Source organism: Butyrivibrio sp. TB (assembly GCF_900110805.1).
In the GTDB taxonomy this organism is placed as follows: domain Bacteria; phylum Bacillota; class Clostridia; order Lachnospirales; family Lachnospiraceae; genus Butyrivibrio; species Butyrivibrio fibrisolvens_C.
Genome location: NZ_FOER01000005.1, coordinates 26778 through 39843, shown reverse-complemented (window position 1 = coordinate 39843; position 13066 = coordinate 26778). Strand labels below are relative to the sequence as shown.

11 protein-coding genes are annotated in these 13066 nt (G+C 39.2%); 10 read left to right on the top strand and 1 reads right to left on the bottom strand.

Annotation, left to right across the window (positions count from 1 at the left end; genetic code table 11):
* Positions 1-105 precede the first annotated feature (105 nt).
* The 10 genes from BMX21_RS04515 (at position 106) to BMX21_RS04470 (ending at position 10869) form a co-directional block, all read left to right on the top strand.
* Positions 106-1665, top strand: a complete 1560-nt coding sequence (locus BMX21_RS04515; RefSeq protein ID WP_092042037.1) for an isopeptide-forming domain-containing fimbrial protein — start codon at positions 106-108, stop codon at positions 1663-1665.
* A 140-nt stretch (positions 1666-1805) separates the two neighbouring features.
* Entirely contained in the window at positions 1806-2645 is an 840-nt protein-coding gene (locus BMX21_RS04510) for a class C sortase (RefSeq protein WP_177173919.1), read from the top strand.
* A 13-nt stretch (positions 2646-2658) separates the two neighbouring features.
* Positions 2659-3765 carry a Cna B-type domain-containing protein gene (locus tag BMX21_RS04505; RefSeq protein WP_092041813.1) on the top strand — a complete coding sequence of 369 codons (1107 nt, stop codon included), beginning with the start codon at positions 2659-2661 and terminating at the stop codon, positions 3763-3765.
* Positions 3766-3887: 122 nt separating this feature from the next.
* Entirely contained in the window at positions 3888-4502 is a 615-nt protein-coding gene (locus tag BMX21_RS04500; protein ID WP_022757240.1) for a sortase, read from the top strand.
* 115 nt (positions 4503-4617) lie between these two features.
* Positions 4618-5163, top strand: coding sequence for a DUF6465 family protein (locus BMX21_RS04495; protein ID WP_022753632.1), 546 nt, complete (start codon positions 4618-4620; stop codon positions 5161-5163).
* A gap of 30 nt (positions 5164-5193) precedes the next feature.
* Positions 5194-5547 (top strand): hypothetical protein, encoded by a 354-nt coding sequence (locus BMX21_RS04490; protein WP_022757241.1) that lies wholly within the window; start codon positions 5194-5196, stop codon positions 5545-5547.
* Positions 5548-5567: 20 nt separating this feature from the next.
* Complete coding sequence (locus BMX21_RS04485) at positions 5568-6575, top strand: deoxyguanosinetriphosphate triphosphohydrolase (RefSeq protein WP_022753630.1); 1008 nt, start codon at positions 5568-5570, stop codon at positions 6573-6575.
* Between the two features lie 114 nt (positions 6576-6689).
* Positions 6690-8474, top strand: a complete 1785-nt coding sequence (gene dnaG, locus BMX21_RS04480; RefSeq protein WP_022753629.1) for a DNA primase — start codon at positions 6690-6692, stop codon at positions 8472-8474.
* 512 nt (positions 8475-8986) lie between these two features.
* Positions 8987-10225 (top strand): RNA polymerase sigma factor RpoD, encoded by a 1239-nt coding sequence (gene rpoD / locus BMX21_RS04475; RefSeq protein WP_027203743.1) that lies wholly within the window; start codon positions 8987-8989, stop codon positions 10223-10225.
* Positions 10225-10869, top strand: coding sequence for a YczE/YyaS/YitT family protein (locus BMX21_RS04470; RefSeq protein WP_092041809.1), 645 nt, complete (start codon positions 10225-10227; stop codon positions 10867-10869). The genes rpoD and BMX21_RS04470 overlap by 1 nt, the downstream gene beginning before the upstream one ends.
* A 121-nt stretch (positions 10870-10990) precedes the next feature.
* Here BMX21_RS04470 and BMX21_RS04465 read toward each other — a convergent pair whose 3' ends face one another.
* Positions 10991-12823: a GDSL-type esterase/lipase family protein gene (locus BMX21_RS04465; RefSeq protein WP_092041804.1), complete on the bottom strand. Its 1833-nt coding sequence runs from the start codon at positions 12821-12823 to the stop codon at positions 10991-10993.
* Positions 12824-13066 lie beyond the last annotated feature (243 nt).

The following is a 13066-nucleotide window of genomic DNA, read 5'->3' as shown; positions in this document are numbered from 1 at the left end:
GAAATATAAGCTGGTTACAAAACAAAATTTAATCACATTTATCTGACACCGGGTTAAGTCTTACTTTTTTGGAGAAGGCCAGGGGAACAGGGAAAAGGAGAAAAAATGAAGAGATTCAAGGCACTATTAACAGGAATCCTCACAGCAGCGCTTCTTGGCGTAACTGTAACAGGATCTATCACAGCTAATGCTCAGGAGAATGCCGGAAGCATTACAGTAACAGGAACAACAAAAGGTGAGACTTATACAGCCTATGAAGTACTTGAGTATACAGCTGTAGACGAAACACTTAATAAAGCAGCACAGTTCACAGATACTCATGGTACATATAAAGTTACAGAGGAGTGGGTAGACTTTTTTACAGGAAGCGAATATGGTCTTAGCTCATTTATTACTAATTATGATGGTGAGTACTATGTAACAGGAGTTACAGATGCTAATTCTACAGCATTTGCTTCTGCTATTCAGACAGGAAGTATCAAATACATTGCTTCCCATACTAATCTTACAGTGGCAGGACAGGAAGTAGCAGATGGAAGTACAGTTACCATCTCAAACCTTCCATATGGTTATTATGTAATCGATTCTTCACTTGGTGCAGTTAATAGTACAGGTCTTACATCACCTTCTGTATCAGTTGAAGAAAAGAACGTGACAACACCTGCTCCTGAGAAAGAAGTTCAGGAGAACTCCAAAGCAGCAGAAACTTTCAGCATTGACGAGTCCAATGGCTGGGGAGAATGGAATGACGGTCAGATTGGCGATACAGTTACATTCAAAACAAAGGTAACACTTCTTCCCAAGACAACCAATGTAGTACTTCATGATACTATGGATGCTACTCTTAGCTATAACAAAGATGTAGTAGTTTACTATGCAGCAGATGCAACTGGAAGTGATGTAACAGACGCAGTAAAAGCTATAGCATCTGTAAAGACAGATGGAAACGGATTCACAGTATCTTTTGATACATCTTATACAGAAAATCTTACAAATACTGTTTTCGTAACTGTAGTTTATTCAGCTAAGATCACTCAGGATGCGCAGGTCAACAAAGGCCAGCTCAATGATACATATGTATCATATGGTAATGACGGTACAACAGAGCATGATCGTACATACACATATACTTATGATATCAATATCATAAAGCAGGATGAGAACGGTGCAGCACTTGATGATACACACTTCAATCTTCTTGCAGCAGATGGAAAGACTGTATTAAAAGTGGTTAATAATTCTGATGGTGTTTACACTTTAGCAGCTGACCAGAATGCCGATAATGTAACTGACGATATTGTTACATCTTCAGAAGGTAAGATTAAGATAAATGGTCTTGATACAGGAGTTTATTATCTTCGTGAGACACAGGCCAAGGCTGGCTACAACATGCTTACAGATGATATCAAGATTTCTATTTCAGGAACAGTAGATTCTGCTAATAACACAGCAGTTGGAACTATTTCAGCTACATATGGCGAAGATAATGCAGCTAAGATTGGCAATGTTTCTGTTAAAAATAATACTCTTTATGTAGTAAATACAACAGGTGCTTACCTTCCTTCTACAGGTGGTGTTGGTACAACAATGTTCTATCTTGTAGGCGGCGCACTTATTCTTATGGCAGTAGCTGCATTCATCGTTAAGAGAAAAGCAGCAGTTTAATCCTAAAACTTATTGTATGCATTGCATTATTGATTCGCCTATAGCGAAGATATACTAAGATATGATTTGTAGCGGTATATGACCGCTTTCTCCGCCATCTGTCAAAGGATGGTGGAGAGTTTTGGCAAAAGAGGTAGCGAATGAAAAGTTATATAAAAAAGAATTTATCTACAGTATTTTTCGCTGCAGTTCTTATTGTCGGCTTATGCATTTTTTTGTATCCATCTGTCAGTAATTATTTGAACGGGCTAAAACAGTCCAAGGCTATAGCAGACTATAATACTGCTTTGGACTCTATGACACCCGAAGACTATTCATCATTTTGGCAGGCAGCTATTCTTTATAACGAAAAGCTTGCAAATGGTGTGATGGATTTTAATCTTACAGATGAAGAGATGGAAGAATATAATACGATCCTTGATCCTACAGGAACGGGTATTATAGGTTATCTTGAGATAGAGAACATAGGTGTTAACCTTCCAATCTATCATGGAGTAGAAGAGTCTGTACTTTCAGTAGGAATTGGACATCTTCCAGGGACGTCTTTCCCAACAGGGACAGCGTCAACTCATACAGTACTATCCGGTCACAGAGGACTTCCGTCTGCAGAGCTGCTTACCAATCTTGATCAGATGATAGAAGGAGATACGTTCCTTTTACATATTATGGATCAGGTTTTTGCTTATGAGGTGGACTCGATCAATATAGTCCTTCCAAATGAGACAGAAAGTCTGTATATATATGACGGTGAAGACTATGTTACCTTGGTTACATGTACACCTTATGGTGTCAACACACATCGACTTTTGGTAAGAGGCAAAAGAGTAGATTATAACCAGGAAGAAAGGCTTATTATCACAGCTGATGCTACTATGTACAGTACGCTTACTGTTGCTATCTTTATAGCAGTGCCAATTCTTTTGGTAATATTTATTGTATTTATGATAAGGACATCTAAACATTTTAATAAAGGTAAGTGATTTAAGGAGTAATATGGAGAAGAAGTTCAAAGCTATCAAAAGAATAATCGGGATTATAATGACAATTCTCATTATGAGCTCCATATTTGCATGTCTGGGAAGTACATCACAGGCAAGGAACAGGATAGATACCTCCAAGAAAGGGACCATTAGGTTATCCTATAAGTGCGATATAACAGAAGATAATGTGAGTAACCCTATGCCAATAAGTGGCGTTAACGTTCATCTATATCGCATAGCTTCTGTGAATGAAGCCGGTGCGTTTGCATGGGAATCGCCATATGCAGATATTGCAGAAGTTAGCGCTATTTCTGTCAATAAGATTTCATCTGCAGATGAATGGAATATACTTCTTGGACCAATTAAGACATATATTTATACCAATAGTATAAGTGCGGATGCAAATGGCATATCTGATTCTGATGGGACAGCTGTAATAAGTGGACTTGATCTTGGTGTATATCTGGTGGTTGGAGATACGCTTGAAGATAAGTCTCAAAACTGCACATACACTTTTACACCATTTTTCGCCACTATTCCTACGATCGATCCGGAAACAGATACATGGGTATATGATAATGGAGATGAGTATATTGTAGATGTATCTGCCAAGTGTGAATATTATTTAAATCCTAAGGAAGTCCAATATAATATTTACAAAAACTGGGTTGATAATGGCACGGAGCGCCCAGAGTCAATTGAAGTAGGGATCTATCTTGATGGAGACTTATATCAGACAGTTACACTTTCAGCATCTAATAACTGGCACTATTTCTGGACATACAAGGAAGGACATAGCTTTACTATATCAGAGACTGTGCCTGCAGGTTATACAGTATCATATTCTCAGAACGGCAATGTCTTTACGATGACCAATACCGGTAATGATACGCCACCAACAACCCCCTCTGAGCCGGAGAATCCCAAGACACCTGACAATCCTGTTGAAGAGGTTCTGGGAGCAGTCAGACTTGCAATTACAGAAGATGACACACCTGAAGTGCTTGGAGCAACAAGACTTCCTCAGACAGGTCAGATCTGGTGGCCGGTATTTGCTTTAGCGCTTATTGGGATAGGATTTTTTACAGTAGGATTTATTAGTGACAAAAAGAGCGCATAAGAACAATTGTTTTTATGCACAAAAGAATTACAATTAAAAGCGGGAAGGAGCGGGGATGCTTTCTTCTCGCTGTTTTTTAGGAATTTTCAGAGCTTTATAAAGGCAAGGAAACGGAGTTGTTTATGAAAATGACTAAAGGAAAAGTAATGATGGCTGTTGGCTTTATATGCATAATAGGTGCAATGGCTTTTGTTGTTAGAAATTATATAGAAAGCAGAAATGCAGGTGACCTTGCAGATTCTTATATGACTCTTGTTGAGCAGCAGATTCCTGATCATGATGATGGAATTGCTATTCCCAAAGAAGGTGAGATGCCTGCTATAGATGTAGATGGAAATAGTTTTATCGGAATAGTTTCTATACCTGCATTGGATATAAGTCTTCCAATACAGCGCGACTGGTCATCCCAAAATGCCAAAATATCTCCGTGCCGTTATAAAGGTTCTGTTTATGAGAACAACCTTATAGTAGCCGGACACAACTATGACAGGCACTTTGGAAGACTTAAAAACCTTGTGAGCGGCGATACAGTCATAATAACAGATGTTAATGGACTTAGCTTTTATTATACAGTTACGTATACAGAGATAATAGATTCGTACGGAGTTGATCTTATGGACCAGGGAGACTGGGATCTTACAGTATTTACCTGCACTATAGGCGGTTCTAGCCGTGTCACTGTCAGATGTGAATTTACAGGTAAAGTAGTTGTATCCGATCAAAACCTTTTTAATTAAAAAAATATAATGATCATAATAAAATACTAGTCAAAGAGTTTGACATTATGTGGTATACTTAATCTGTTGCAGTATGTTTTATAAGGGCGGAATTTTGTTTTAAAGGAGCGAGATTATGGCAGAGAATAAGACAGGCGACAAGATCAAAAAGATTAAAGACTCCTTGACGGAAGTGGCTCAGGACCTTTCACAGCAGGCTAAACCGGTACTTGATGACATCAAAGATGCAACAATACCGGTCATTGAGAATGCCCGCAAGAATGCCGAGCCATATGTAGAGAACATAAAATCCAAAGCACAGCCTTTTATTGATGATACAAAAAAGAAGGCTGATCCCTACATCAAGAAAGCCAGAAAGGCAGCAGAGCCAGCAGCCAAAAGCATAAAAGAAGGTTCTGAAAAGGCCAGGAGAGCTGCAAAATTTGTCAGCGATGATATAACTCGTCAGGTCATGAAGAAAAATGAGAAAGACGAAGTTTATATCCAGTATAAAAATACGGAAGTTCGTACAACCGATATTCTTGAAAAAGCAAGAGAGAATTATGTTGCCAATGGACATAAGCTTACCGATATACAAGAAGTACAGGTATATATCAAGCCTGAGGACAATAAAGCTTATTATGTTGTCAACCATAAGGATACCGGAAGATTCGAACTATAAACTAAAAAGACATCTAAGGATGAACGGATAATGGATGACAATATTCAGGATGTAAGACCTATACAAAAACACACTTTCTTCAACTTCAACCATTACAATTATGGTGAAGCCTTTTTTGGAAGTTACAAGGGAATGAGGTACAGACTAGCAAGAGATCCTCTTGTCAATGTTATCTTTATCCCGGTTGATCAAAGAGGTGAAGCAAAGCTAGTTGCAACTGTATGGCCTGAACCATTTGCATATGGTCAGACAGATCCATCCAAAATGACAACATGTGAGTTTGAATTCAGTGAAGATGGATTTGATCAGGCGGTTTCATGGTTTAATGATCAATATATGCAGCGTATTGATGAGTGGAGCTTAGATCATAGTATTCTTGACTGACCCCACGGAATGGAGTTTATTTGAAAATACGTGAAAATCTTGAAAAGCGGGAAGCTGAGACACTGAGTAAATATGCGGTTCTTAGCAGAGATTCCAAAGGCCGCGAGAGGGATGAGGAACTTTGTGACATAAGGCCATGTTTTCAAAGGGACAGAGACAGGATCCTCTATTCCAAATCCTTCAGAAGATTAAAAGATAAAACACAGGTCTTCCTGACACCTGATGGAGATCATTACAGGACCAGGATGACACATACTCTTGAAGTTGCTCAGAATGCCAGAACACTTGCAAGGGCACTTAGACTGAATGAAGATCTATGTGAAGCAATAGCTCTGGGACATGATCTTGGACATACGCCCTTTGGTCATGCCGGTGAAAGAGCTCTTAATGCTGTTAGCCCATACGGTTTCAGGCACAATGAACAGAGCCTTAGGCTTGTTACAATGCTTGAAAAAGAAGGTAAAGGACTTAATCTTACCTGGGAAGTAAGAGACGGTATTATAAATCATGAGATGGAACTTACACCTGCAACTTTGGAAGGCAGAGTTGTAAGGCTTTCTGACAAAATAGCTTATATTCATCATGATATGGATGATGCGATAAGAGGCGGTATATTAAGCCCTGATGATGTTCCGGAACAGATCAGCAGGATTGTAGGCAAGACCAACGGAGAATGGCTTGATACCTTTATCCATGATATTGTTGAGAACAGTACTGACAAGGACGACATCAGAATGTCGGACGAAGTCTACAATGCAATGCTGGAGCTGCGAAAGTTCATGTTTGCAAGAGTATATACCAACCCTGTTGCCAAAGGGGAAGAGGGCAAGGCGGTTGATCTTGTCAAAACATTATATGATTATTACTTACACCACGAAGACAGATTCCCGGGATATTTGAAGAATCTTTTGGACAAAGGTGAACCTATTGAGAAAGTCACCTGCGATTATGTCAGCTCTATGACAGATCGTTTTGCTATAGCGCGCTATGAAGAATTATTCATTCCTAAATCGTGGTCAGTTTATTAGAGGACATAGGGAGACGATAGTAATATAATAATCTAATTGCTATAGGATCCGCGAATTGGTGTCGCGAGCTCCACCAATATCGAACCATTAGTCACTCGCGGCATGAGGTTAATAATGCAGTTCACACCCGAGTTGATTGAAGAAATCCGCTCACGTAACGATATAGTAGATGTGATAGGACAATACGTCCATCTTGAAAAAAAAGGATCGAATTATATGGGGCTATGCCCCTTTCATAACGAGAAATCACCTTCTTTTTCGGTTTCCCAGAGCAAACAGATGTATCATTGTTTTGGATGTGGCGTCGGAGGAGATGTTTTTAGCTTCCTGCAGCGCTATAACAGTCTGACATTTCCGGAAGCAGTCAAGGAACTGGCAGACAGGTCCGGAGTTGCGCTTTCGGCAGCAGATGATACTGAAGAAGCCAGAAAAGAAAGATCCCAAAGGCAGCTATTATATGATATCAATAAAGAGGCTGCCAAGTATTATTTTTATGAGCTTCGTGGAACCGGCGGTAAGACAGGACTTGATTATTTCCAGAAAAGGAAATTATCAAACGAGACCATGCAGAAGTTTGGACTTGGCTATTCTCCTGTGGGAGCAGGTAATCTTGTTAATTATCTTAGGAAAAAAGGCTACTCTGATGAGATAATGATCCTTGCAGGGCTTGCCTCACATGATGAAAAAAGAGGAACGCATGATGTGTTCTGGAACAGAGTCATGTTTCCTATTTTTGATATAAATAACAGAGTTATAGGATTTGGCGGACGAGTATTAGGAGATGCCAAACCCAAATATGTTAATACCAATGACACGCCTATTTTTAACAAAAGAAGAAATCTATACGGTTTGTCTTTTGCCAAGAATTCAAAAGCCGGTAACTTCATATTATGTGAAGGGTATATGGATGTAATAGCTATGCATCAGGCAGGGTTTACTCAGGCGGTAGCTTCGCTTGGAACTGCATTTACAGCAGAACAGGCCCAGCTTATAAAAAGGTATACACAGGAAGTTATCTTGTCGTATGATAGTGACGGCCCGGGAGTTAAAGCCGAGCTTAGAGCTATACAGATACTCAAAGAAGCAGGACTTCGTGGAAAAGCTCTTAACCTTGAGCCTTATAAAGATCCAGATGAATTTATCAAAAACGAAGGACAGGAAGCCTTTGAAAAAAGACTTCGAAATGCGGAAAACACATTTTTCTTTGAGATACGGATAATGCAAAGGGACTATGATATGACAGATCCTGCCGGCAAAACTGCGTATTACAGAGCTGTCGCAAGGCGTTTGTGCGAATTTAGTGAAAGCCTCGAAAGAGAAAACTATATTCAGGCGACGGCAGCCAAACTTGCAATTCCGATTGGAGATCTAAAAAATCTCGTTGTTTCGATAGCTTCTGAAGGCATAACTTCGAAGCAGTCAGGAAAGGATATTAAGGCTTATCAGAATCAAAGAAGGAGGGATCCCAAGGATAATATCCTTAGACCTCAACGCTTACTGCTTACATGGATTGCTGATGAACCTGATATTTATAAAATAGTCAAAAAATATATAAGTCCGGATGACTTTACCGATGAACTTTATCGTAAAGTCGCTGAGAAGATGTACGAAGGCCTTGACGCAGGAAGATTTTTGGCTGCATCCATTCTCTCTCTTTTTCCTGATGATGAAGAGCAGCAGTCGAGGGTATCGGAAATCTTCAATACCAATCTGGTCCGAATTGAGACCAGAGAGGAAAAAGAAAAAGCTTTGCACGATATCATTTATGATATCCGCAGGATGTCTTATGAAAAGAAAAAAAGTGAGATACAGCTGGGAGATGCAAACGCGCTTAAAACAATAGTGGACAGCAAAAAGAAGCTGGAAGAGCTGGCGCATAGTCGCATTGGACTTGACTGAAGATCACACGATACGGTTTTTTTAGAAGGTGCATATTTGCCCCAAGGGAGGAAAAAATGAGTACCAGTAAGAAGACGCTAAGTGATGACAAGAAGACAGAAAAATCAAAGGCAGTATCAAAGACAGACAAAGGTAAGACACAAAGTGCCAAAGAAGCTTCACCCAAGGCTAAAGATAAGTCTGTAAAGAAAGTGAGCGAAAAGGCAGAAACAACAAAAACAGGGAAGAAGGAAGTAAAAAGCAAAGTGAGTCAGACAAAAGCAACAAAGGAAGAAAAAGAAATCAAGGAAACAAAAACAACCAGCAAGACAACAAAGCTAAAAGCTACAACAAAGAAAGCGGCAGATAAGACTGCTGATAAAGTAGAAGATAAAGAAGTAAAGACTGCAAAGGCACAGGAAAAGGAAGTTAAACCTGTCAAGGCTGCAAAAGCGCCCAAAGCACCAAAAGCTGACAAGACTCCTAAAGCAAAAGCCGATACATTAGAAAAAGATAATCAGTCATCAGGCGAAATGGATGAAGATGCTCAGGAAAGATTCAAGGTTAAGCTTAAAGAACTTCTTGCTCTTGCCAAGAAGAAAAAGAACGTACTTGAATATGATGAGATCAGCGATCAGCTCTCAGAGCTTAATCTTAACGAAGATCAGCTTGATAGTGTACTTGAAGTACTTGAAAAATCAGGAATAGATGTTCTTCGTATGTCAGAGGATGTAGATGATATCCCTGTTGATGATGAAGATATCGATCTTGATGATGAAGAAGAAGTCGATATGGAGAATATCGATCTCTCAGTTCCTGATGGCGTAAGTATAGAAGATCCTGTACGTATGTATCTTAAGGAAATCGGTAAAGTGCCGCTCCTTAATGCTGATCAGGAGATAGTTCTTGCTCAGGATATGGAGAATGGTATGCTGGCAGAGAGAGTTCTCAAAGCTCAGGACCGTAGTTCTCTGGATCTTAAAGATGACGAAAAAGAACTTATAGAAGGCAAGACAGATGAAGAACTCAAAGAGCTTATTGAACTTGGTAATGATGCCAAGAATAAGCTTGCAGAAGCTAACCTTCGTCTTGTTGTATCTATAGCCAAAAGATATGTTGGCCGTGGAATGCTCTTCCTGGATCTTATTCAGGAAGGTAACCTTGGTCTTATCAAGGCTGTAGAGAAGTTTGATTTCCGTAAGGGATTCAAGTTCTCAACATATGCTACATGGTGGATTCGTCAGGCTATAACAAGAGCCATAGCAGATCAGGCCAGAACTATTCGTATTCCTGTTCATATGGTTGAGACTATCAATAAGCTTATTCGTATCAGCAGACAGCTTCTTCAGGAACTTGGCCGTGAGCCTCTTCCGGAAGAGATTGCAAAAGAGATGAATATGCCTGTAGAAAGAGTTCGTGAGATCCTTAAGATCTCTCAGGAGCCTGTATCTCTTGAAACTCCTATAGGTGAAGAGGAAGATTCGCATCTTGGAGATTTCATTCAGGATGATAATGTTCCGGTTCCTGCTGATGCAGCAGCATTTACTCTTCTTAAAGAGCAGCTTGTTGAAGTCCTTGGAACACTTACAGAGCGTGAGCAGAAAGTATTAAGACTCAGATTCGGTCTTGATGACGGAAGAGCCAGAACTCTTGAAGAAGTAGGTAAAGAGTTCAACGTTACTCGTGAACGTATCCGTCAGATTGAAGCAAAAGCACTTCGTAAACTGCGTCATCCCAGCAGAAGCCGCAAGCTTAAGGATTATCTCGACTGATGAGACAAAAGATTTATGAATACACACACCAACAGGCATTTGTCAAGAAATTGGCGCTTATGCTGATTGGTGTTCTGTGTATGGGATTTTTCCTATCTTTTCTTATCGAGGTTAATCTTGGTACAGATCCTTGTACATTTATGAATGTTGCAATATCCAGAAAATTTGGGATACTTTTTGGCACCTGGCAGCTTTTATTAAATGCAGTTTTACTTTTGATCGTAATTAAATATGACATAAGACAGATTGGACCTGGCACAATTGCGAATATGGTATTGATAGGTTATGTTGCTGATATTTGCAGATGGCTTTGGTCAAAAATCTTACCAAAAGAGTTTTTTACAACATTTCCATATAGAGGTGTCATATTTGCAGTAGCGATCATAAGTTTTGTTATAAGCGTAGCGATTTACATGAATACCGACATGGGAGTAGCACCATATGATGCTTTTCCTATAATAGTTCATGATAGACTTTTGAAGAATATTCCGTTCAAGTATGTACGAATGGGCTATGATTTTCTTGCAATCATTATCGGATATCTTCTTGGCGCAGTTCCAAACATAGGAATAGTTATAATGGCTTTATTATTAGGTCCTGCTATTTCGTATGTAGGCAAAAAGCTCGCTCCTTATCTGAATTGAAGTTGTTTTAAAATAGTTATTTAAAATAGTTATAAAAAGCCTTCGAATACATGTTTAATATATTCGAAGGCTTTTTGTTATTTATAGAAATGTTAATGGTAGGACTGCTTCAAAGAATGCTCTATCCGACAGGATGCATCTCAGTATCTGAAGGAAGTTTAGTTCCTATAGTATTCATTATTTCCATTACCCTGCAAAGACCAGCATATACATCAGCTCTTGTTATGGGGCATCCTCCGTCTGTAATATCACTTGAATCAAAACTTGAAGGATCGATATATACAGCTTCGGGAGGAACTATACCATCAGCAACAGCCCTGTGAAGGCACTCAGAAAGTCCGAGGTCTGGTCTTTTCAAGACTTCCTTTTCCATGCCGCGCTCGCATAGACTGGCAAATTCTGCATAAGTAAGTGGATCATCAGGCCTGAACATATCGTTAGGAGTAGTATTCTCATCGATAAGATTCTCCTGAACACAGGTTTCAACAAAAGATGAATCCCACTCGTATCTTCCTATATCTATATATCTTCCATGATATGGACGTCTTCCTTCAATTCGAAGAGCCTTAAAAAGGACCATCAGAACCTGAGCTCTTGGCATAGTCTGCATAGGATGAAGATACATGATGCAAGGATCAAGAAGACCGCCTTTGAAAGCTGTAGCTATGCGCTCGTACTGTGGGATACCCTCTATATCAACGTAAGGGATATTTATATCAAAGATGCTGCTTTCTTCAGGTTCTTTTGGAAGCTCCTTGATATCCAGATCGGGTGTAAATGGAGCCGGATCCGCAGGAGATATGAAATTACACAAAGGCTCTATGTTATTGTTTCTGATCTCGTCAGCAACGATCCCAGCTATAAGAGATGCGCCATAATCGTTGGTATGAGTTTGATCCATAAAATAATCATTAGCCCTGTCATCAAGTTCAATCCATTTATTGAAAGTCAGTGTATGAAGATCTATGAATGGAACATTGAGTTCTTCACTGGCCTGCCTTGCAGCAAGAGCATAAGTTTTTAAAAGAGAACATTTTTTGCCTGTTTCTTCATCAGTGAAAGGAATACGGCTTATTGGAGAGCATATGATTGGATAAGCTCCAAACTCACGTATTTTTTTGACATACCATCTTAGATTATTGATATACCCACCAAATGCAGTGAGATTGCGGCGCTTTTGATCATTATGTCCGAATTGGAGCATGAATATATCCCCTTCACGAATTGACTTCGTAAGGATATCCCAATGTCCGTCATCTCTGAAACAGTTAGTAGTAAGGCCTGAGTGAGCATAATTACATACACTTATATTTTCGAAATACTGAGCTATATTCTGAGCCCATCCGCCTCCGCTTCCGTATGGATAGTAAGGAGCAGGAGCGTTCTGATCTGTAAGGGTCGAGTCCCCTGCAACATACAGTACGGGTACCTGATCTTGAACTATATCTAACTTGGAAATTCCCGCATTTTTACCTGTAATGCTTATATAGACAGCTTTTTCCATACAAGGCACACTTGTTAGTGCAGGTATATAAGGAGTAACATTAACATAGAAAGATCTTGAATACGATCCGCCAAGTGGCACATCTATTTCGGAAGCAATGAGATTTCTACGTCCGGCGAATATTCGCATATTTTTGATATCGCCTTTATCAGCGTTTACATTAAGAGTTATTTTGTAGGTCCCGAAATCAGGAACTAATGACTTAAAGATTATCACATCTCTTGAATGATTAATATAAACTCCATTATCTGTAGCAGTAACAATATCATCCCAGGGCGTCTTATAGGATTTCCTGAGATTCCAACCACCTGCATACAAAGACCTTTCAGATGCGGTATTGCCTATAGGAGAACTTAGATCAACAAAACCATATCCCTTTGATTTGTCATAAAAAGATGTATCACCTATCATATTTTCTTTAGAACCGAAACTATAGGATGCAATTAACACGTTAATTCCTCCTTAATTCAAAAATATATGTGAGGTTAAATATTTAAAGAAATACTAAATGCCCATATAGGTTATTTTCGGACATATTGTTATTTTAATGAATATGCAACTTTCAAAAGTTAGAATCATCATAATAAACTTCGTGTGCACATTATCATTATAAAATAATATATTTAATAATCCAATTTTCTAAGGACTAGTTTGATGCAAAAATGACCATGTATCTGTACTTCAAACGCTGAT

Excerpts from the sequence above, each read along its gene's own strand:
- BMX21_RS04515 (WP_092042037.1), top strand. The coding sequence starts at position 106 with ATGAAGAGATTCAAGGCACTATTAACAGGAATCCTCACAGCAGCGCTT.
- BMX21_RS04510 (WP_177173919.1), top strand. The coding sequence starts at position 1,806 with ATGAAAAGTTATATAAAAAAGAATTTATCTACAGTATTTTTCGCTGCA.
- BMX21_RS04505 (WP_092041813.1), top strand. The coding sequence starts at position 2,659 with ATGGAGAAGAAGTTCAAAGCTATCAAAAGAATAATCGGGATTATAATG.
- BMX21_RS04500 (WP_022757240.1), top strand. The coding sequence starts at position 3,888 with ATGAAAATGACTAAAGGAAAAGTAATGATGGCTGTTGGCTTTATATGC.
- BMX21_RS04495 (WP_022753632.1), top strand. The coding sequence starts at position 4,618 with ATGGCAGAGAATAAGACAGGCGACAAGATCAAAAAGATTAAAGACTCC.
- BMX21_RS04490 (WP_022757241.1), top strand. The coding sequence starts at position 5,194 with ATGGATGACAATATTCAGGATGTAAGACCTATACAAAAACACACTTTC.
- dnaG (WP_022753629.1), top strand. The coding sequence starts at position 6,690 with ATGCAGTTCACACCCGAGTTGATTGAAGAAATCCGCTCACGTAACGAT.
- rpoD (WP_027203743.1), top strand. The coding sequence starts at position 8,987 with ATGGATGAAGATGCTCAGGAAAGATTCAAGGTTAAGCTTAAAGAACTT.
- BMX21_RS04470 (WP_092041809.1), top strand. The coding sequence starts at position 10,225 with ATGAGACAAAAGATTTATGAATACACACACCAACAGGCATTTGTCAAG.